This window comes from Clostridium sp. J1101437_171009_A5, from assembly GCF_015547905.1.
Taxonomy (GTDB): Bacteria; Bacillota; Clostridia; order Oscillospirales; family Oscillospiraceae; genus Pseudoflavonifractor_A; species Pseudoflavonifractor_A gallinarum.
The window spans coordinates 331,860-352,624 of sequence record NZ_JADMVY010000002.1; the positions used below are offsets into that span (position 1 = coordinate 331,860).

Sequence of the window (20,765 nt, forward strand, 5' to 3'; positions counted from 1 at the left end):
ATTATAGCAGTAAAATCACCCGCTGACAAGTACAAAACGGGAGGGCACTCATTGGAGCGCCCTCCCACTGTTCGTTACCTCGCCCCCCGGCTGAATTTCCGCTTTGCTTTCCTCTGCTCCCGCTCTTGCGCTTCCCTGCGCTTTGCGTCCTCTACAGCCCGTTCCACTTCTTCTGGGCCGAAAGCCCTCTTGACCCGCTCAAAGTCGGCAACTGTCCCCCGCAGGGCCTTGTTCTCCAACTTCGTTTCCTGCAAGCGGTCGGACAACCGCTCGTTTCCTTCCCTGGCCCGTCCATAGTCCCCCTGCAACCGCTCATACTTCCTCTTCAACTCGACATAGGCCCGGTACAGGGAACGCAGCACCTTGACGATCTGCGCCAACAGGGGCTTGGCTTTCTTCTCCCGGTAGGACTTGGCACTCTCCAGCGGCCCAGGCTCCGGCAATATCCGCTCCGGGTCGTCGGAGAACTGCGCCGCCAACTGCTCCATGTTCCTCACAGCCGGGGCCAGCTCCTTTAGACGCTGCTCCTGCTGTTTCACCTGTCCCTGCTTCTTGGCCTTGACCGCCTCCAGCTCGGCAATCTCTTTCGCCCTCTGCTCCTTTTTGAAGTCCAGTACAGGCAGGTGCTTGTCATGGGTGCCCTTGTCCTCCCACTCAATACCATGGCGCTCCATCACAGCGGCAAGCTGTTCCTTTTCGGAGCGTACCCACTGGCTCCACTCCGTGTCGCCCCTGGTGCCGCCCTTAAAGCCCTGGGCCGCTAACGCCTGTTTGAGAGATACCCTTGTGTCCAGGCCCCGCTTGCTCCCCGTGGTGAACGGTACGAAGTCGATGTGCAGATGGGGCGTGGCCTCGTCCATGTGGAGGTGGGCGGAGAACACCCGGAGCTGGGGGTTGCGCTCCTGGAACCCTCTCATGTACTCGTCCAGCACCGCCGCCGCAAGCTGGCCGTCCTCGCCCTCGGCACTCATGTCGTCCTTGTTCCCCACTTGCAGGATGATTTCATGGAACGGCTTTTCCTGCTTGCTGGAACGTATCTTCTCATAGTAGTCCTCAATCTTGCGGTCTGCCCTGGTCTGCTTGTCGTTGTACCGCTTGAGGGCCTCGTCAAACAGCTCATGGAAAACTGCCTTGATATTTTCGTGGCAGTAGGTTATATTCAAGTGGGAGCGTTCCGGGTCGGTGTTCTTGGCGTTGAACGCCCTGCTGTTGTGGTTCACCGAACCTTGCCCCATCATCGCACTAATCGTCCTTTTCAAATCAACACTCCTTTCGCCGCGCCAGCGGCGGCCTTTGTTACTTTCTGCGAAAGTAACGCAAAAGCACTTTTGACGGCCTTGCGGCCATCAAAAGCGCATTTGCGCCCTACGGGGTGGAGTGGGGGCGTTGCCCCCGCCGTCTGCGGACGGCTCCCCCAGCAGGGCCGCCCTTTGAAAAGGGCACCCTGCACCCCGCCTAAACTTTGACACTCGCCGTTGGGCAGGGGGAAAGGCACAGCCTTTCCCCCTCCCGGCCAGTGTTCTCCGTGGGCCAAAAGTCAAGGGGTTCGGGTTGTATTGCCTTGCGGCAATCTCCACCCCCAGGTATGGCCCCTTGACTTTTGGCCCCGCTCCCCGTGACGGCCGTGACGACCGTGACGATGTTTTACACACCGCCCCCGCTCTCAAAAAAGCCGTCACAGCCGTCACGGTCGTCACGCCTGGGGCGGTTCCAGGGTGAGGGTGATACTTCTCCCGGCGTGGCTTCTGCTGTTCTCATAGCGGATATGGTACTCCGCCGCCAGCCTCCCGGCCCGGACGTTCAGCCGCATAGCCAGGGCGTTGGGCTTCATGTCGGTCTGGATAGCCGCCGCCAGCTCCGTGGCGGTGCCGCCCCAGGCGGGCCTGTCCGCTGTCACAAGGGCGGCAACGGCCTCCAATACCGGGTCAGGCGGTTCCACCCACGGCTCCGTTTCCAGCCGCTCCAGCTCCCACACAAGGCGCTCCTTGTCCTTGGTGAGATACATCCGCTGGTCTTGCTGGTCACGCCCGGCCACGTCCAGAATGGCGCTGCCGTCCGTCCGCTTCTCCTTTTGAAGAAGAAAGGCCCCGTCCGCAGCTCCCAACAGGCCGTTGGTGCCGGAAATCATATCAAACTTATCGTCTGCCTGTTGCTTTCGGGTGTGGTGTACCAGCAGGAGGCATATACCGCAATCGTCAGCAAGGCGTTTCAGCTTGCCCACCACCTCGTAGTCGTTGGCATAGCTGTACTTGTCCCCGCCGACCTCCCGGACTTTCTGGAGGGTGTCAATGATAATCAGTTTGGTGTCGGGGTGCTGACGGACGAATTTCTTTAGCTGTTCCTCCAGGCCCAGGCCGAGCTGTTTGGCGTAGATCGCAAAGAGCAGGTCGTTGGTGCCGTCCATGCCGAACATCCGATACAGCCGCCCCTGCAAGCGGCGGTGGTCGTCCTCCAACGCCAGATAGAGGACGGTGCCCTTGTGGACGGGGTAGCCCCACAGGGGGAGGCCCATGCTCACATGGTAGGCAAGCTGGGCCATCAGGAATGACTTGCCCACCTTGGGCGCTCCCGCAAAGAGGTACGTCCCAGGATAGAGCAGACCGTCAATGATTGGCGGTCTGCTCTGGTAGACATTCTGGTAAAGCTCGTTCATGGAAACCGTGTGGAGGTAGGCCGGGTCGCTTGTCCGTTGAAGCTCCCGAAGAATATCCTCCATACTTTCATCCTGGGGGTTGTTTTCGGTAGCCGCTTCTGATATACTGGCCGTGGTACATATTTTTGAATTGGGCTGTTCCCCGTCTGCGCCAACAGACGGAACCGGGACAGTCCTTTTCGTTTCTCTGGAATCCATCAATCTATCAATCCTCCTTCATGCCGTCCAGCGTCACGGTGATAAGGCGGATGGTGGCAAGAAGTTCATCATCCACCCCACCCCCGGCCTCCATGCGCCGCAGCTCCCCCAGGACGGCGGCGAGCTGGTCGCGCAGGGCTTTGTAGACCCTGGGATTGCCCTGCACCACAATGTCCCGGTTCAGCAGCCGCCGGGTGATGTAGTCCTGCTTGGTCAGCCCGGACAGGCGCACATAGGTGTCCAATAAATCGGCCTCCTCCGGCGACAGCCTGAACGCCACCTGACGATTTCTCCAACGGTTGTAGTTGTCGAGATTTTTCGCAGACATGATTTAAGCCCCCTTTCGCTCCATGTTCAGCTTGTCCGCCATCTCCGCCTGCCGGGTGGGGAACAGGTGAGCGTAGCGGTAGGTGATGTCAATGCTTTCATGCCCCACTCGGTCAGCGATTGCCAGGGCCGTAAAGCCCATGTCAATCAGCAGGGAAATGTGGCTGTGCCTCAAATCGTGAATCCTGATCCGCTTTACCCCCGCCTCTTTCGCTCCCCTGTCCATCTCATGGTGGAGGTAGCTTTTCGTAACGGTGAAAATGCGGTCTGTCGGCTCCACGGCGTACAGGCTCTTGATGTAGTCCTCCATTTCCTCACAGAGGAAAGCGGGCATTTGAATGACCCGGTTGCTCTTGGCCGTCTTGGGGTCGGTGATAACGTCCTGGCCCTTGATACGCTGGTAGGATTTCGAGATGGAAACCGTCTGCTTCTCAAAGTCGAAGTCTGCCGGGGTGAGGGCCAGCAGCTCCCCCTCCCGAATACCGCACCAGTAGAGCATTTCAAAGGCGTAGTAGGAGAGGGGCTTGTCCATCATGGCGTCAGCGAATTTCAGATACTCCGCTTTCGTCCAGAACAGCATTTCCCGGCCCTTGGCCTTGCCCATGTTGCCCACCTGGGCGGCGGGGTTGGCTTTCAGATTGTAGTGCTTCACCGCATGATTGAAAACGGCGCTCAACTGATTGTGGAGCGTTTTCAGGTACACGGGGGAGTAAGGCTTGCCGTTTTTGTCCCGGTAGTTCAGCATTTCACTCTGCCACGCCATGACCTCTTTGGAATGAATTTCGCTCATTTTCCGCTTTCCGAAGTAAGGCACCAGCTTCTTGTAGAGGATATGCTCTTTCGTCCCCCAGGTGTTCTCCTTGATACGGCCTTTCATGTCCGCAGCGTAGAGCGCCACGAAGCTCTCAAAGGTCATATCCAGGTCGGCGGTCTGCTGTTGCAGGAACGTCCGTTCCCACTCCAGCGCCTCCCGCTTGGTCTTGAAGCCCCGCTTCATCTTCTTTTCCTTTTTCCCTGTCCAGTTCTCGAAGTAAAAGGACGCATACCATGTTCCCTTGGCCTTGTCTTTGTACGCTGGCATTTTCTTCCCTCCTTACTGATTTTCCCGCAGTCCATAGAACTTTTCCTCGAAGTAGCGCCTGCTCACCCGTCCGGGGATGGTGAGGAAACCTTTCTGCTTCAGCTCCTCGTTCATCTCCCGCACCAGCTTGTAGGCGTAGGGCTTGGAGATACCCAGCGCCCCGGCCACTTCCTCGGCCCGTACAAACAGCTCTTTGCTCAAATACAACACCTCCTTATTCCTTGTTCGCAAAATTGTTAATGCTGACATCCTTATTATACATTCGCGTGGTTGTTAATGTCAAGAGTTTATTTCGCAATTTTGTTAATTTTCTTCTTGCATATTTCGCTTATTTGCGCTATACTATTTTCAAAGGCGGTGGAACATATGACAGTAGGAGAAAAAATCAAGAAAATCCGCACATTTCGGGGTATGACGCAAAAGGAATTGGGGCTGGCTATCGGCTTTGAGGAAAAGGGAGCGGATAACCGTATTGCCCAGTACGAAACGAATTACCGTGTGCCAAAAAGGGAGCTGCTGGACAAGATTGCCCAGGCCCTGCGGGTAGACCGCCAGAACTTCTATACGGTTCAACCTGGCTGTGCCGAGGACTTCATGCGGACGTTCTTCTGGCTGGACGAGGACAGCCCCGGCTCTATCCGCCTGTTTCAGCTCGTCCGCAACCCTGGCAAGATAGGGGCCTCCGATGATACCGCCGTCCGATACAACGACACAGACGACTGGCCCACTCAACCTCCCGTGGGTATCTACTTCAACTATGGCCTTGTAGACGAGTTTATGAGGGAATGGCTCTTGCGCCAGCAGGAGCTACACGCCGGGGAGATTACCAGGGAAGAATACTTTGAATGGAAGCTCAACTGGCCGTGTACCTGTGATGACAGCAAACGGTTTGACAACTATGTACCCTGGAGAAAAGAAAAATAGGACAAGCAAAACCGCCCTGCTGAATTTGTCGTTCAGCAGGGCGGTTCGCTTGCCCTTTGCAATCATTCTCTTGTGTGACCGGGTTGAAACGAATAGTATCAATCCAGTATCACAAGGCAAAGTGACAGGTCAAAAACCCTGTATTCATGCGGGTTTGCGCCGTTTTGACGGTCATTCCCATTCGATGGTGGCCGGGGGCTTACTCGTAATGTCGTAGCAGATGCGGTTGATGCCGGGCACCTCGTTGACGATGCGCACGCTGATCTTGTCCAGCACCTCATAGGGGATGCGGGCCCAGTCAGCGGTCATGAAGTCGGAAGTGGTCACGGCGCGCAGAGCCAGAGTATAGTCGTAGGTGCGTCCGTCGCCCATAACGCCCACGCTGCGGGTGTTGGTGAGCACGGCGAAATACTGGTTGATGGAGGTATCCAGTCCCGCGTTTGCGATCTCCTCCCGGTAGATGGCGTCGGCATCCCGCAGGGTGTCCAGTTTCTCCTTGGTCAGGTCGCCGATAACACGGATGGCCAGGCCAGGTCCGGGGAAGGGCTGGCGCATGACCAGATACTCGGGTAGCCCCAGCTCCCGGCCCAGCTGACGGACCTCGTCCTTGAAGAGCAGGCGCAGAGGCTCGATGATCTCCTTGAAGTCCACATAGTCGGGCAGACCGCCCACGTTGTGGTGGCTCTTGATGACCGCCGCATCGCCCGCGCCCGACTCGATGACGTCGGGATAGATGGTGCCCTGGGCCAGGAAATCCACGGTTCCGATCTTCTTGGCCTCTTCCTCAAAGACGCGGATGAACTCCTCACCGATGATCTTGCGCTTGCGCTCTGGCTCATCCACACCGGCCAGCTTCTCCAGGAAGCGGGCCTCGGCATCCACCCGCACGAAGTTCATGGCCCACTTGGAGAAAGCAGCCTCCACCTCGTCGCCCTCGTTCTTGCGCATCAGGCCGTGGTCCACGAACACGCAGGTGAGCTGCTCCCCAACGGCCTCGGCCAGCAGGGCCGCGCACACGGAGGAGTCCACGCCGCCGGAGAGGGCCAGCAGGACCTTGCCGCTGCCCACCTTCTCCCGGATCTGGGTGATGGCGGTGCGCTTATAGTCGTCCATGGTCCAGTCGCCCACCGCACCGCACACCTCATAGAGGAAGTTGCGGATCATCTTCACGCCGTTCTCGGAGTGGTTGACCTCGGGGTGGTACTGCACGCCGTAGAAGCCCCGCTTCTCGTCCGCGATGGCCACGTTGGGGCAGTTGTCGGAATGGGCCACCAGAGCAAATCCCTCGGGCACCTTTTCCATATAGTCCCCGTGGCTCATCCAGGAGATGCCCCGCTCGGGGAGGCCCTGGAAGAGCTTGCAGGACGTGTCATAGTAGGTCTCCGTCTTGCCGTACTCGCGGGCCGAGTCGTCCTGAGCGGCGGTCACCCGTCCACCCAGAGTATGGGCCATGAGCTGGCAGCCGTAGCAGATGCCCAGCACGGGCACCCCCATCTCAAAGATGGCAGGGTCCACATGGGGCGCCTTCTCCTCATAGACCGAGTTGGGGCCGCCGGTAAAGATGAATCCGATGGGCTGCTGGGCCTTGAGCTCTTCCAGCGGCGTGGTGTAGGGCTTTACCTCGCAGTACACGCCGCACTCACGGACACGGCGGGCAATGAGCTGATTGTACTGGCCGCCGAAATCCAGTACGATGACAAGCTGATGGGACATACGCACTTCCCTTTCTGGATATAAGTTTTGAAGCATTTACGTTTTATTTTACCTCATATCCGCCGTCCTGACAAGTTCTTCGGCTTGTCTTTCTCCTCGGCTGGCCCATTTTTGTGTGCTTGTGCAAAGCGCACAGGGATATAAAGTACACCACTCGGTCATACTGATAGGGATTTCAGGAGAGGAGGATGCGCTTTGGTCATTACCTTTCTGCGTACCATTATCCTATATCTGCTCATCATCATCGGCATCCGCCTGATGGGAAAGCGCCAGGTGGGCGAGCTGGAACCCTCGGAGCTGGTCCTGGCACTCATCATTGCCGACCTGGCGGCCGTCCCCATGCAGGATCTGGGCATCCCACTCCTGGCGGGGATCGTGCCCATCCTGACCCTGCTCTCCCTCACCATGGTGATCTCCATGCTCAATCTGCGCAGCATCCGGTTCCGGGCCCTGCTCTGCGGACGTCCCAGCATCGTGGTGGAGGACGGCGTGATCGCGGAGCACGAACTGCGCCGCAACCGCTTTACCCTGGATGAGCTGATGGAAGAGCTGCGCCTCCAGGGGGTCACCGACCTCAGCACCATCCGCTATGCCATTCTGGAGACCAACGGCCAGCTCTCGGTCCTCCTGCGGGCCGAGGAGCTCCCCCTCACGCCCAGGCAGATGGGACAGCAGCCGGAGGACGCCGGACTCCCCCTCCCCATCATCAACGACGGGCGGATCATGGAGCGCAATCTGCGGGCCCGTGGCCTGAGCCGGGAGTGGCTCACACGCCAGATGGCCGAGCACAACATCACCCGGGTGCAGGACGTCTTCCTCCTCTCGGTGGACGAGACGGGAGGGGTCTATTTCCTGGCAAAGGAGGCGCGCAGTTCTTGAAACGGCTTTGGATCGCAGCGGCCTTGCTCTCGCTGACCCTGGGCGCCTCCCTGTGGCACTCCCACCACCTGGAGACCTTCACCACTACGCTGGCCGACCAGCTGGCCCAGGCCGAAACGCTCGCCCTCTCCGGGGAGAACCGCCGGGCCGAGGAGTTGATCCGGCAGGCCAGAGAGCAGTGGCTGGCCCAGAATACCTACCTCCACGTGACCCTCCGGCACGGGGACACCGATCAGATCCAGATCGGCTTTGACGAGGCCCTTCAGCTTCTGCGTACCGGGGAGCTGGGCGAATACGCCGCCGCCAGCGCCCATCTCATGGCTGACCTGAAGCTCCTCACCGAGGCCGAGCAGCTCACGCTGGAAAATCTCTTTTAACGGCAAACGGGCGCCCTCCGACCGGGTATCAGTCGGAGGGCGTCCTTGTTTTCCTTATTACAGGTTGGCGTCCAGCACGGCAGTATAGGCCTGGGCGGGCATGAGGCCCACCTTCCGGTCGATCTCCTTGCCGTTCTTGAAGAAGATGACACAGGGAATGCTCATGATCCCCAGCTGCATGGCCAGCTGCTGGTTTTCGTCGGTATTCAGCTTTCCAATGATCGCCTTCCCGTCGTACTGCTCAGCCAGCTTCTCAATGGTGGGGCCCAGCATCCGGCAGGGGCCGCACCAGGGCGCCCACATATCTACCATGACCAGCTCTCCAGAGCTGACCGCCTTTTCCAGTCCCTGCTGATTGAAATGATAGAGTGCCATATCGCTTACTTCCTTTCTTCCTGTGGATGAATCGTTCTATCGTTCTATTGTTTCAAATAATCTCACACATTGCGGCCCGATTCCCGGGTCCGGTCCAGATATTCCGCCGCCCGGTGGCCTGCGATGAGGCCTTCCCCCACCGCTTTGGAGATCTGGAGGGGAAGCCCGGTGCAGTCTCCCGCCGCAAATACCCCCGGGATGGAGGTTGCCATGTTTCGGTCCACCGCGATGTACCCGTCCCGGAACTCCAGACCGGGCAGCAGCTCCCCGGGCGCCACGGAGGGACGCAGCAGGAACACGCAGGCACAGGGGATCTCCTCCCCGTCCACCCGCAAGGCGGACACATTGCCCTCCCCTACGACCTCCAGCTTGACGCCCCGGCGGAAGGGGATGGCCTCGTCCAGGGTATCCGGCCGGGTTTTGGCCACATAGGTGACCTTGCAGCCCAGGCCGTGGAGGTAGTTGGCCTCCTCGGGCGCCTCGGCCGACTGGCCCACCACGACCACATCCCGTCCCCGGTAGAACATGCCGTCACAGGTGGCGCAGTAGCTCACACCCATGCCCAGGTGCTCGGCCTCGCCGGGATACTTCGCCCCGTGAGCCGTGCCGGTGGCCAGGATGAGGGCGTCCCCCTCCACCACCTCGCTGCCCACGGAGACCAGGAACCCATCCTCTACCGGCATGGCGTTGAGGGCCCGGCCGTACATCCGCTCCATGCCCAGCGCCGCGGCGTGGGCCTCGAACCGCTCCAGCAGCTCCCGGCCGGAGACCCCCGGCATACCCAGATAGTTGTCGACCTGTCCGGCCTTCCAGAGGGGAATGTCCTCCGTCCGGGCACCCACCACCAGCACACGCTTGTTTCGGGTCCTGGCCTGGATCGCGGCGGAGAGTCCCGCCGGTCCCCCGCCGATGACGATGATATCATAACGCAAGGTGATACTCCTCCTTACAGTCGTCCAGGAGGGCGGCCACCACGGCCGCCGCCCTGGGATCAGCCACTTCGTAATAGACCTCGTTCCCGCTGCGCACCGCGCGCACCACACCGGCCGCCTTCAGCTTGGCCAGATGCTGGGAAATGCAGGACTGGGACTGCCCCGTCTTTTCCTCCATGCAGCGCACGTTCCGGCAGCCGCACTTCAGCAGTCCCCGCACCAGCTTCAGCCGCAGGGGATGCGCCAGGGCCTTGAGCAGTTCCGCCCGCTCCTCAAATGGACATTCGCTCATTCGTCTTTCCTCCCCCTCGGTTAATTATAATATTATTATATTCTAATATTCAAATTTGTCAAGACTTTTTTCCGTCCCCCCAGCAGGAGGTGCTCTCCCCCCTGCCGCACCCTTGCCCCCGTTCCGGTCTCTATGGTAGAATATCCATACCTTCCACCTCATATTCCAAGAAAGGAGCCCGTTTTGACGCTGCTTTTACTCTTCATCGCCACCATTCTTCTGCTCAGTGTGCTGCTGAGCAAGCTCTCGACTCACGTAGGCATACCGGTACTGCTGGCCTTCCTGTTCCTGGGTATGCTGTTCGGCTCGGATGGCCTGGCACAGATCTCCTTTGAAAACTATGATTTTGCCAATCAGATCAGCACCGTGGCACTGCTCTCCATTATTTTTTACGGGGGCTTCGGAACCAATTGGAAGGCCGCCCGCCGGGTCGCCCTGCCCTCTATCCTGCTCTCCACCCTGGGCGTACTGCTGACTGCCGGTTTGACCGCCCTGTTCTGCGCCCTGGTGCTGCGTTTTCCGTGGCAGGAGAGCTTCCTTCTGGGCGCGGTGCTCAGCTCCACCGATGCCGCCTCGGTCTTCTCCATTCTGCGCTCCAAGCGCCTGAGCCTGCGCTTCCACACCGCCTCTATGCTGGAGCTGGAGAGCGGCAGCAACGACCCCTTTTCCTACACGCTGACCTGTCTGGCGCTGGCCCTCCTGGGCGGCGGTCTCACTCCGGGCATGGCGTTCCGCCTCGCCGCCGGTCAGATCCTCTTCGGCCTGGCCTGCGGCGCAGGACTGGCGGCTCTCTCGGTCTGGTTCCTCCGCCGCCTCCCCCGGGGCACCTCCGGATACGGCCCTCTGGTCATTGTGGGGATCGCCCTCTTCTCCTATGCCCTCCCCACCGCCATCGGCGGGAACGGCTATCTCAGCGCCTACCTGGTGGGTATCATCCTGGGCGGCGAGAAGTGGCCGGAGAAAAAGGAACTGGTGCACTTTCTGGACGGCGTGACCAGCCTGATGCAGCTTACCCTCTTCTTCCTGCTGGGCCTGCTCTCCTTCCCCTCCCGCCTGCCCGCCGTGCTGCCCACCGCCCTTGCCGTCACTCTCTTCCTGACTCTTCTGGCCCGGCCCGCTGCGGTGGCCCTGCTCCTCGCTCCCTTCCGGGCGCCCTTCCGCCAGCAGATGCTGGTGGCCTGGTCCGGCCTGCGGGGGGCCACCTCCATCGTCTTTGCCATTCTGGCCGTCATGGACCAGGCCAGCCTCTCCCGGGACCTGTTCCACATCGTATTCTGTGTAGTGCTCCTCTCCATTGGCGTCCAGGGCACCCTCCTCCCCTGGTGCGCCAAGCGGCTGGACATGATCGACGACCGGGAGGACGTCCTCAAGACCTTCAGCGATTACAGCGAAGATACCCCCATCCAGTTTATTCAACTCTCCATCGGTGCGGAGCACCCCTGGAAGGGCATCCCCCTGCGGGAGGCCCCTCTTCCCCCCGATACCCGGGCCGCCATGGTCCTGCGGCAGGGCGAGCGCATCCTTCCCCGGGGGGATACCGCCCTGGAGAGCGGCGATATTCTGGTCCTCAGTGCCCTGGCCTATGCGGAGACCGCCCAGCTCTCCCTCTCGGAGGTCATCCTCAGCCCGGAGCACGACTGGACCGGCCAGCCCATCTCCGCGGTGGACTGGGGCGGCTCCTCCGTTCTGCTGGTCCTGCGGGGCGAGGAGACCCTGATTCCCACCGGCGACCTGGTCCTGCAATCCGGGGACCTGCTGGTGCTGGCGGACGATCCCCTCCCCGGACCGTCTTTTTAACTTTTTTACTAAAGGCTCCTTTCTTTGGATATGCTAAGAGCAGTGATCCTCCGCCGCTGTCTCGAAGCGAGATCCATTCTCACCTTTGGAAAGGAGCATTCCCATGTTGAACCCCCGCAAAGTAGCCGTGATCGGCTGTGGTTTTGTCGGCGCATCCATCGCCTTTGCGCTGATGCAGCGCGGCCTGTTTTCTGAAATGGTCCTGCTGGATGTGGACCAGGCCAAAGCAGAGGGCGAGGCCATGGACCTGAGCGATGGTCTCCCCTATGCCGCATCCATGGATATTTACGCCGGAACCTACGACGATGTGACCGACTGTGCCCTCATCGTCCTCACCGCCGGCGTCAACCAGAAGCCGGGCGAGACCCGGCTGGACCTCATCAGCCGCAACATCCAGATCCTCCAGTCCATCGTGCCCCAGATCCGGGCACGGAAATTCGATGGCATCCTGCTGGTGGTCACCAACCCCGTGGACGTGCTCACCTATGCCGCCTGGCGGCTCTCCGGCCTGCCCACCCAGCGGGTCATCGGCTCGGGGACCGTGCTGGACACCGCCCGCCTCAAGCAGCTGCTGGGGCAGCACCTCCAGGTGGACAGCCGCAACGTCCACGCCTTTATCATCGGAGAGCACGGCGACAGTGAGCTGGCCGTGTGGAGCGGTTCCAATGTCTCCGGGCTGAACCTGGATGATTTCTGCCGCCTGCGGGGTATGCAGAACGACCCCGCCGCCATGCAGGCGCTCTATGAGACGGTGCGGAACAGCGCCTATGAGATCATCCGGCGCAAAGGGGCCACCTACTACGGCATCGCCATGGCGGTCAGCCGCATTGCGGAGTGTATCGTGAAAGACGAGCACGCGGTCCTCCCGGTCTCGGTGGTCCTCCACGGTGAGTATGGCCTGGAGGAACTCTCCCTCAGCATTCCCGCCATTCTCGGCTCAAATGGTGTGGAACAGGTGCTGGAGATTCCTCTGAACAGCAGCGAGCGCATGGCTCTCACCAATTCCGCCGGACAGCTGCGCGACATCGTGCAGCGCCTTCCCCTCTGATCCAGTCCTGTCTGCCCGGGTGTGCCCCGGGCAGACTTTTCTTTGAAAATGCGGAGGAAAACAGTTGACGGGATGGAAAATATATGGTATTATTTCTATTCGTCAAGGACATATTTCTTTCTTCGCAATGCTGGAATAGCTCAGTCGGTAGAGCAGCTGATTCGTAATCAGCAGGTCGCGTGTTCAAGTCACGTTTCCAGCTCCAGAAAGCCTCAGAGCCGCAATGGTTCTGAGGCTTTCTTTTTTCTTCTCCCCCGCCCCTTCCGGAGATTTTGGGGGAATCTTCGTAACATGGAACCGCAAGCAAACGCGGGAGCGCTGCCCGAAACTATGGGCCTGCTCTCCCGCGTTTTTTGCTTTTGAATCAAGTCTAAGCGCCCGTTCTCCTCCCCGGGCGCTCCATCCTCTTGTATGAGTTAGACAAAAAACCAGCTCTGTTCGTGTATATTGTAACAGATATTACAGTTACCGCTTGACAATGAACAGGTGTTAATATATACTTAACGCACAGTTGAACAGGCGTTAAATAATACTGAACAACGGGAGGAAATGAACATGGTAGACGCACAGAAATACATTCAGGCAGACCCTACCGTCCGAGCGGTCGCGGAGCAGAAGGAGACCGTTTGGATCAACCCGGACTATCTCCCCTTCGCCGTCACCGACGGGCTGTGCCAGCTGGTGGTCTCGGATGCGGACATTGCTGACGCGGAAGCGCGCTTGGCCCGCTTTGCGCCCTTCATCCAGCGCTGCTTCCCCGAGACTGAGGAGACCCAGGGCCTGATCGAGTCTCCCCTGGCCGACATTCCCCAGATGCAGAAGGCCCTGGAGGAGACTTACGGCTGCGCCATTCCCGGCCGGCTGATGCTGAAGATGGACAGCCATCTCGCCATCGCCGGTTCCGTCAAGGCGCGGGGCGGCATCTACGAGGTGCTCAAGCATGCGGAGGAGCTGGCCATGGCCGCCGGTAAGCTCTCCGTGGAGGACAACTACGCCAAGCTGGCCGATGAGGACATGAAGCGCTTTTTCAGCCAGTACACCGTCCAGGTGGGTTCCACCGGAAACCTGGGTATGTCCATCGGGATCATGAGCGCGGCCCTGGGCTTCTGCGTTAAGGTCCACATGTCCGCCGATGCCAAGCAGTGGAAAAAGGACCTGCTGCGCAGCAAGGGCGTGGAAGTCATCGAGTACGCCGACGATTACTCCAAGGCGGTGGAAGAGGGCCGGAAGCGCTCCGACGCCGATCCCATGAGCTATTTCGTGGATGATGAGAAGTCGGTGGACCTTTTCCTGGGCTACGCGGTGGCTGCCAAGCGGCTGAAGCACCAGCTGGATGAACTGGGCATCACGGTGGATGAGGAACACCCCCTCATCGTCTATATCCCCACCGGCGTGGGCGGCGCCCCCGGCGGCGTGTCCTACGGCCTGAAGCGGCTGTTCAAGGACGCGGTGCACTGCTTCCTGGTGGAGCCCACCCTCTGCCCCTCTGTGCTCCTGGGCATGGCCACCAAGGAGTATGAAAAGGCTAACGTCCATGACTTCGGTATCTCCGGCATCACCGAGGCGGACGGCCTGGCCTGTGCCAGCCCCTCCAGCTTTGTCACCCGCATCCTGGGCAATCTGCTCTCCGGCGATTTTACTGTGAAGGACGGCAAGCTGTACGACTGTCTCCGCCTGCTGGATTGCTCCGAGCATAAGCGCATCGAGCCCTCCAGCTGCGCCGCCTTCGCTGGTCCCTGCGGTCTGCTGGAACTGGAAGGTTCCAAGGACTACTGCGCCCGGCATGGCCTGACCCAGGAGAAGCTGGCCAACAGCGTGCAGATCGCCTGGGCCACCGGCGGACGGCTGGTACCCGCCGAGATCTGGGATCAGTATCTCAGCACGCACATGGATTGATGGGGGGATATGGGATATGTCACCGAATGTACTTGTGATACTCGGACTCGTCCTGTCCGTCGTCGTCCTGGTCCTGTGTACCGTGAAGCTCAAGATCCATCCGTTTTTCGCCCTGATCGCCACCACCGTCACCTTTGCCGTGGTCTCCGGCATGGGGATGGAGGAAATGCTCTCCGCCTTCACCAGCGGCATGGGCGGCACCGTGGCGGACATCGGTCTGGTCATCGCCCTGGGCACCGTCACCGGCGCGCTCCTGGAGAAGTCCGGTGCTGCCGAGACCATGGCCAAGACCATCCTGAAGATCACCGGCGAGAAGCACGCCGCCCTCGGCCTGGCCATCACCGGCTACTTTGTCTCCATCCCGGTGTTCTGTGACTCGGCCTTCGTGCTCCTCAGCCCCATTGCCAAGCGTCTGAGCAAGGACACCCGGATCTCCATGACCACCATGGCCATCGCCATGTGCATGGGCCTGCACGCGACGCATATGTTCGTGCCCCCCACGCCCGGTCCCCTGGCCGTCTCCGGTATCCTCAGCGCCGACCTGGGTCAGGTCATCCTCTTCGGTGCTCTGGTCTCCATTCCGGTCATGCTGGTGGGCTACTTCGGCGCACAGCTGGCCGGCAAGAAGTACTACTATCTGCCCAAAGAGGTGGGCGAGACCCAGGAGCAGCAAAAGCTGCCCAGCCCGGTCATGGCCTTCCTCCCCATCCTGGCCCCCATTGCCCTCATGCTGATCAAGACCATCGGCGACATGTGCACCTGGCCTGAAGCCGTCATGGGCGTCATGGACATCCTGGGCACTCCCGCTGTGGCCCTGCTGGTCGGCCTGATCATCGCCGCCATCGGCTATCATGAGATCTTCCCCGAGGACAAGACCGCCTGGGGTTTCGACGGTGTCTTTGCTGAGGCTCTGCGCACCGCCGGCCAGATCGTCCTGATCGTGGGCGCCGGCGGCACATTCTCCGGCGTGCTAAAGGCTTCCCCCCTCCAGGACATCCTGACCGAGACCTTCTCCGGTCTGGCCATCGGCATCCTGGCTCCCTTCCTGATCGGCTTCCTGTTCCGCACCTGCGTCGGCTCCGCCACCATCGCCATGGTGACTGCGGCCACCATGATCGTGCCTCTGCTGGATATCCTGGGCTTTGCCTCCCCCATGGGCCGCATCATCGCCATGCTGGCCTGCGCTGCCGGCGGCCTGATGGTATTCCACGGGAACGACGACTTTTTCTGGGTCACCGCCACGACCTCTGAGATGGATACCTCGGTCGCCTATAAGACCATTCCTCTCATCAGTGTCCTGCAATCCCTGACTGCGCTCGTGTGTGTGTTCCTCCTGAGCCTGATCTTCCTGCATTGATTGCCTGTCCTGCGTCCGGCGGGAAATTTTACGGGCCCGGTTTTATACCGGGCCCGTTTGTGTTATAATGGTACCTACGCGTGGAACGATCGCAAATAAACACACGATAGGACGGAACGACTTATGGCGGAAGAGATCAATATTGGCATCAAAGTGCAGGAATTCCGGAAAAAGAGCGGAATGAGCCTGCGTGAGCTGGCAGCACAGGCGGAACTATCCCCCTCCATGCTCAGCCAGATCGAGAGCAATACGGTCAATCCCTCGATCAATGCCCTGAAGAATATTGCAGAGGCGCTCCATGTGCCCCTGTTCCAATTTTTTAAGGACGATGTGCAGGCCGACCGTCTCATCGTGCGCAAGGGCGAGAACCGCATCATCGGACGTATCGGTGAAGAGGTCATGTATAAGCTCCTCACGCCGGACATCAGCGGCGCCATCGAATTCTGCCTGATGGAGATTCCGGCTGGTGTGTCCTCCTCCGATGTGCCCCGGGAGCACACCGGCGAAGAGGTCGCCTACATCATCAGCGGAGAGATTGATCTGCACCTGAGCGGGACCGTACACCATCTGGAGAGCGGAGATTCTGTCCGGATTCCTCCCATGAGTCCCCACCGCTGGGTCAACTGCTACGACTCTGATTTCAAAGCGGTGTTTGCCATTACACCGCCAAGTTTTTGAGTTGTCTTGCGGGACAACCGATCCGTTCAGAGCCGCCGCGTAAGATTTCACGCGGCGGCTTTCAGCGTCTCTTTCTCCGGAGCCCCCGCATGGATATTTTTTATCCGAGTCCCCCTCTCCCCTGTTTGTGGGTTGTCTTTTTTTCCGGGTGTAGCGCAGTTGGTAGCGCGCTTGCTTTGAATCGTTTCAGGCAGCAGAAACGAATAATTGTAAAAAGATGACCAATAAGATTCTAAAGCGAGGATAACGCTCCCAAAGATTGGTACACCCTTTGTCAGCCATCACCTATGCGTTTTCCTACAGAGAACCGTTTCTGGGATTTTATCGATGCAAGTTTTAGTTGATAATTTCCATGTAATTAGGTATGATGGAAAGGAACCATCCGACCTTATGATTTGAAAGAAGCAACTAGCCATATATAAAAGTATTACAAGCAACTTACACTGTACGCATGGAATCATGCGTGATGTAGGCGGAAGTTTTTGGGAGATGTACACCAATCAGTTAAAGATAACTTTGATTCTATATAAAAAATGGATTTTGCCTGTGGAGGAAACCACATCTGGGGGGCAGATGTGGCTTCTTTCTTGCGGCCTTTTCACGCCCTGCGTCAGCCTGTCCAAGTGACAGGGTGTCGCGGGGCGTTTTTCTACCTTTGGAAAGGAGTTAAGAAATATGAGTCTAAACTACATCTGCCCCGGCTGTGGGACCTCTTTGGGCTATGAGGGATTGTGCTGGAAATGCAAATCTGAACAGGAGCGGAAGGCTGCTCTTGCCTGGACACCGGAACAAATCACAGCGAAGCAGAGAAACCTGATTCAGAACATCCAGCGGCTGGCGGAGATGGAGGACCCGGAGTTCACCGACTTTTGGCAGCTGCTGGGGTACCGGGATGCCATCGACCCGGAGATCCAGCGGGCGGCACTGGCCGCAGAGGTGTTCTGGCCCTGTGAGATCTATTATCATGCTCCCGCCGATGTGCGGGATGGTCTGATTCATGCGCTGTTGTCCGCGGAATATTCCAGTGAGGCCTCCAACCTGATGAGTTGCCTTGCTATGCAGGGAGATGACAAGGCAATGAAGACTCTGCTGGAGCTGGAGCGAAATCCCCGGCCCTGGCGCAAGGGCCTCTATGTGGACCCATCCAGCTATGCGCAAATCGGAGGCTGGACCTTTAACAAGGAGGGCCAGAAAATCCAACTCAACTTCGATACCTGCTATCCTATGGTCAAAGGAACCGCCGGTGAGAAATCTCCCGTCCGCATTGGCCGGGCAAGGGAGGACACATGCCCCCACTGTGGTGGGCGCATGGTGGACATGCTGGTATTGGACGGCCTGGATGAGCGACTCCGGTTCCTGGGACTGGACGGCATCCTGACCGCCACCTGCTGCCCCAGCTGTGTGGGATTTCTCAAAGGCCCCGCCTTCAACCGGTTCACCCTGGATGGCGGCGTGGAGGTCTTCCCTTCCGAGCTCTTTGACGGGGCGGAGAAGACGGATTGCTATGTCAGTCCTGAGGACTACAAGGCCCTCACGGAAAATCCCTTTGTGCTGGGCGAAGCGCGGGCGCCCCTGTTTTATGGCGCGGCCTGCCAGGATGTGAACACCATCGGCGGCTTTGCCAACTGGGTACAGGACGCGGAATATACGCCCTGCCCCCACTGCGGGAAACCTATGAAGTATCTGGCTCAGATCCAGTGGGATACGGTGTTTGACTGTGCGGAGGGCACGCTCTATGTGGAATTCTGTCCGGACTGCCATATCGTATCCATGCAGCATCAGCAGACCTGAGAGGAGACCTTGCCATGAGTTTGCCAAAGCATGATGGCGTGAATGACCGCTACTATCTGATCCAAAAGCCGGACACTTCCCCGGAGGTGCTGGCGGAGGCGGATCTCTGCATTCAGGATGTGCTGAACGGAACCGCTCGTGAAAATCACTCCGCCTACCCGACCGTGGTGCGAAATCACAACGGGACACCCTTTCTTCCCAGCCAGCTGTTGGATCGGTATCTGTCCAAACTGCCTTTGAAGGGATTTCCCTATGAGGAAGCTGTTATATTCTGCGATGCCCTGCGGCGGTTGGTGGGCTGGCAGGAGATCCGCTATACATTGGAGAAATACATAGAAAAGCAGGTGCAGGAGCGGTTCTTCCTTGTGGGAGAGCGGGATGATGGCTTTACCGTCTTTCCACCCTGCACCGTGTGGCCGGAATTGCGTCCGGAGGATGTGGATGAAGGCCTGCTGCGCTTTGCCTGCTATGTGGCGGTCTGCCATACGGTGTACGGGCAGAGTTTTGAATCCCTCACCACCGAGCACATCCTCGGCCTGGTCTCCCAGCTTCGCCCAGATATGGTGAAGCAACTGAAAACAGCCGGCAGCGGCAAATTACCAAAGGACATCCAGCGGCGTAAGACGGAGCATTTCACCGCATCGGCCAATGATGCGTTTGCTACTATCCGCATCACCGCCAGGGACTCCACGGAGGAGTGCTATGCTGAAATCCTGGACTACCTGTGTGCGGTGCTGGAACAGGAGGAATTCCCCCGCAGTTACTCGGTGGAGTTCAGAGGAAAGGAAAAACTCTATCTGCCCATTCCCGGCTTGCCCAAGAAAGGAGTCAATCAGCTCTTTGCCTGCGCGGTGCAGCACCCCAATCTGCATCCATCTATGGAGCGATACGCTCGTCTGGCTATGCGGGAGTTTGAGTGGTACCAAAACCTTGCGGACGAAGCCTGTGCAATGCCTGGCTCTTTTGCTGTGTTCGCTCTAGGGATGGAGGGAGAACAGTGGGCGCCGCTGGTGGCGGAGTATCTGGATCTCTGCGACGACGAGCACTCCTCACTGCAAGAGAAGTTCCTTCATGCCTTGATCCGGAAGTTTGGTTTCCAACCATGGACACTGGGGGTATTGGTACGGGGCGCATTGTCTATGCAGTGGCTGAAGCCTGCTAAGGAATTCCGCACTCTGATCGCCAATGCGGAAAGCCTGGATGCACTGCTGACAGTCAAGCGCCGCATTTCCGATTATCTCCTGCCGGAAGAGGACAAAGACCCGAAATTCCGGGCCATCGCTTGGCAAAGTCTGCTCTGGGCCATCTGGGGGCAAGCCACTGAAGACGGCGGTAGCAAAGTCATCAAGTCGGCGCCGAAGGAACTGAAAGAGAAATACCAGCAATTATTTACGTAAGGAGAGCGCCATGAAAAAGAGAACGGTCAAGGACTTTATTGCCCTGTATGTCCCGGAAGATGAGGAAAAGCTGGTACTGATCCAGAGCGGTATCAGCGCGGACAAAACCTTTCTGGATACCTTCTGGGCGGCGCATACCTATGCCCTCGCCATGGCGGATGTCCAGACCGGAGAGGTGATCTCCGGTCGATGCTACCTGAGCTGGCCGTTGACAGACAAGGAACGGGATGCCGGCGACTATTCCAAGCGGTTTGCCACGGGCCAGATCTACCGGATCAAAGCCCGCAGCTGGAAAGGTGATGCCCTCAGCGAACCTCAGTGGTATGTCACGGAGGTACTGGAAGAAAGTGTGCCCTGTCCAGTATTGGAGGAGATCTGGGCGGAGTATACAAAGCCGATTCTTCTGGAGGACGAAGTGCTGGAGACCCTCACGCTGGATCGTGAAATGAGTATGTTTACCGGGACTTGCCGGTGGATGGGAAAAGACATCCAGATCTCACTGGATGTGGAGATTGAAAAGAAAGCGTCCTGGACTCGCGTCACCAATGTGATGAAGAAACTGGTGGCAGATCAGGAAGTCTGGGACAAGTCCCTGCGAGCGATGTCAGCCCAGAAGCTCACCGATCAGGCCAACGAATGGCTGGCGGACAATGACCAGACCGACCGAGACCCGGAGAAAGACCCCATTACGGAGGAGGAATTTGCCCGGCGCATCCTTCTCACAGAGTTTTCCGTCTCCCCCGGTGGGCGTTTTACCGCCTGGTATGAAGATGATGATATGTTCTGGGGCCATGTGGTCACTGTGGATGGGACACTGAAAAAAGGCCCCATTGGTGCGGATATACAGGGATAAGGATAGAAAGAAAACTGAATGAACAGCGAGCAGATCACGGCTTTTTTACAGGAGAATTGGAACTGGCTCTGCGTCCCCACCGAAAAGCCGGACTCTCACCGCTATGGCCGCGGCTCCCGGCAGGTGATCTTCTGCCTGCTGGGAATCGTGCTGAGCGTGGTCAGCATCTGGAGCCTTGTAATAGCGCTGAACTAGGA

At 58.8% G+C, this 20,765-nt stretch carries 21 protein-coding genes and 1 tRNA gene; 13 read left to right on the forward strand and 9 right to left on the reverse strand.

The window, feature by feature from the left end; all coding sequences use genetic code 11:
* Positions 1-74: 74 nt before the first annotated feature.
* From I2C21_RS05215 to I2C21_RS05235, 5 genes are all read right to left on the reverse strand, one after another.
* Entirely contained in the window at positions 75-1,259 is a 1,185-nt protein-coding gene (locus tag I2C21_RS05215; protein ID WP_502709453.1) for a plasmid recombination protein, read from the reverse strand.
* A gap of 434 nt (positions 1,260-1,693) precedes the next feature.
* Complete coding sequence (locus I2C21_RS05220) at positions 1,694-2,851, reverse strand: helicase RepA family protein (protein ID WP_195278699.1); 1,158 nt, start codon at positions 2,849-2,851, stop codon at positions 1,694-1,696.
* A 7-nt stretch (positions 2,852-2,858) separates the two neighbouring features.
* On the reverse strand, positions 2,859-3,179 hold the full coding sequence (locus tag I2C21_RS05225) for a plasmid mobilization protein (protein WP_195278700.1): 321 nt from the start codon (positions 3,177-3,179) through the stop codon (positions 2,859-2,861).
* A 3-nt stretch (positions 3,180-3,182) separates the two neighbouring features.
* Positions 3,183-4,259 (reverse strand): site-specific integrase, encoded by a 1,077-nt coding sequence (locus I2C21_RS05230; RefSeq protein ID WP_195278701.1) that lies wholly within the window; start codon positions 4,257-4,259, stop codon positions 3,183-3,185.
* A gap of 12 nt (positions 4,260-4,271) precedes the next feature.
* On the reverse strand, positions 4,272-4,460 hold the full coding sequence (locus I2C21_RS05235; RefSeq protein ID WP_023345703.1) for a hypothetical protein: 189 nt from the start codon (positions 4,458-4,460) through the stop codon (positions 4,272-4,274).
* Positions 4,461-4,625: 165 nt separating this feature from the next.
* Here I2C21_RS05235 and I2C21_RS05240 point away from each other — a divergent pair, with 165 nt between their 5' ends.
* Positions 4,626-5,183, forward strand: a complete 558-nt coding sequence (locus I2C21_RS05240) for a helix-turn-helix domain-containing protein (protein WP_195278702.1) — start codon at positions 4,626-4,628, stop codon at positions 5,181-5,183.
* 171 nt (positions 5,184-5,354) lie between these two features.
* On the opposite strand, the gene guaA is transcribed toward I2C21_RS05240, so the two are convergent.
* A complete protein-coding gene (gene guaA / locus I2C21_RS05245) occupies positions 5,355-6,896 on the reverse strand; it encodes a glutamine-hydrolyzing GMP synthase (protein WP_101693015.1) in 1,542 nt (513 codons plus the stop codon).
* Between the two features lie 195 nt (positions 6,897-7,091).
* Here guaA and I2C21_RS05250 point away from each other — a divergent pair, with 195 nt between their 5' ends.
* Entirely contained in the window at positions 7,092-7,775 is a 684-nt protein-coding gene (locus I2C21_RS05250) for a YetF domain-containing protein (protein ID WP_195278703.1), read from the forward strand.
* Positions 7,772-8,152, forward strand: a complete 381-nt coding sequence (locus I2C21_RS05255) for a DUF4363 family protein (protein WP_195278704.1) — start codon at positions 7,772-7,774, stop codon at positions 8,150-8,152. The genes I2C21_RS05250 and I2C21_RS05255 overlap by 4 nt, the downstream gene beginning before the upstream one ends.
* 57 nt (positions 8,153-8,209) lie before the next feature.
* Here the strand turns inward: I2C21_RS05255 and trxA are convergent, their stop codons facing one another.
* The 3 genes from trxA to I2C21_RS05270 all read right to left on the reverse strand — a co-directional run bounded on the left by trxA (position 8,210) and on the right by I2C21_RS05270 (position 9,751).
* Positions 8,210-8,527, reverse strand: coding sequence for a thioredoxin (gene trxA / locus I2C21_RS05260; RefSeq protein ID WP_101693012.1), 318 nt, complete (start codon positions 8,525-8,527; stop codon positions 8,210-8,212).
* A 62-nt stretch (positions 8,528-8,589) separates the two neighbouring features.
* Positions 8,590-9,459, reverse strand: coding sequence for an NAD(P)/FAD-dependent oxidoreductase (locus tag I2C21_RS05265; RefSeq protein ID WP_195278705.1), 870 nt, complete (start codon positions 9,457-9,459; stop codon positions 8,590-8,592).
* Positions 9,449-9,751, reverse strand: a complete 303-nt coding sequence (locus I2C21_RS05270) for an ArsR/SmtB family transcription factor (RefSeq protein WP_101693010.1) — start codon at positions 9,749-9,751, stop codon at positions 9,449-9,451. The genes I2C21_RS05265 and I2C21_RS05270 overlap by 11 nt, the downstream gene beginning before the upstream one ends.
* Positions 9,752-9,934: 183 nt before the next feature.
* On the opposite strand from I2C21_RS05270, the gene I2C21_RS05275 reads away from it, so the two are divergent.
* The 10 genes from I2C21_RS05275 (at position 9,935) to I2C21_RS05320 (ending at position 20,763) form a co-directional block, all read left to right on the forward strand.
* Positions 9,935-11,548 (forward strand): potassium/proton antiporter, encoded by a 1,614-nt coding sequence (locus tag I2C21_RS05275; RefSeq protein WP_101693009.1) that lies wholly within the window; start codon positions 9,935-9,937, stop codon positions 11,546-11,548.
* Between the two features lie 103 nt (positions 11,549-11,651).
* Positions 11,652-12,596 carry an L-lactate dehydrogenase gene (locus I2C21_RS05280; RefSeq protein WP_195278706.1) on the forward strand — a complete coding sequence of 315 codons (945 nt, stop codon included), beginning with the start codon at positions 11,652-11,654 and terminating at the stop codon, positions 12,594-12,596.
* 129 nt (positions 12,597-12,725) lie between these two features.
* Positions 12,726-12,801: transfer RNA gene (locus I2C21_RS05285), tRNA-Thr, on the forward strand.
* A gap of 350 nt (positions 12,802-13,151) precedes the next feature.
* Positions 13,152-14,492, forward strand: coding sequence for a D-serine ammonia-lyase (dsdA, locus tag I2C21_RS05290; protein ID WP_195278707.1), 1,341 nt, complete (start codon positions 13,152-13,154; stop codon positions 14,490-14,492).
* A gap of 34 nt (positions 14,493-14,526) precedes the next feature.
* Positions 14,527-15,849 (forward strand): GntP family permease, encoded by a 1,323-nt coding sequence (locus I2C21_RS05295; protein ID WP_353654781.1) that lies wholly within the window; start codon positions 14,527-14,529, stop codon positions 15,847-15,849.
* A gap of 123 nt (positions 15,850-15,972) precedes the next feature.
* Positions 15,973-16,527, forward strand: a complete 555-nt coding sequence (locus tag I2C21_RS05300) for a cupin domain-containing protein (RefSeq protein ID WP_101693005.1) — start codon at positions 15,973-15,975, stop codon at positions 16,525-16,527.
* A 675-nt stretch (positions 16,528-17,202) separates the two neighbouring features.
* Positions 17,203-18,318, forward strand: a complete 1,116-nt coding sequence (locus I2C21_RS05305) for a hypothetical protein (RefSeq protein WP_195278709.1) — start codon at positions 17,203-17,205, stop codon at positions 18,316-18,318.
* 14 nt (positions 18,319-18,332) lie between these two features.
* Positions 18,333-19,715 (forward strand): DUF6138 family protein, encoded by a 1,383-nt coding sequence (locus tag I2C21_RS05310; RefSeq protein WP_195278710.1) that lies wholly within the window; start codon positions 18,333-18,335, stop codon positions 19,713-19,715.
* A gap of 10 nt (positions 19,716-19,725) precedes the next feature.
* Positions 19,726-20,568 carry a DUF2262 domain-containing protein gene (locus tag I2C21_RS05315; protein ID WP_195278711.1) on the forward strand — a complete coding sequence of 281 codons (843 nt, stop codon included), beginning with the start codon at positions 19,726-19,728 and terminating at the stop codon, positions 20,566-20,568.
* Between the two features lie 18 nt (positions 20,569-20,586).
* Positions 20,587-20,763 (forward strand): cytochrome D ubiquinol oxidase subunit II, encoded by a 177-nt coding sequence (locus I2C21_RS05320; RefSeq protein ID WP_195278712.1) that lies wholly within the window; start codon positions 20,587-20,589, stop codon positions 20,761-20,763.
* Positions 20,764-20,765 lie beyond the last annotated feature (2 nt).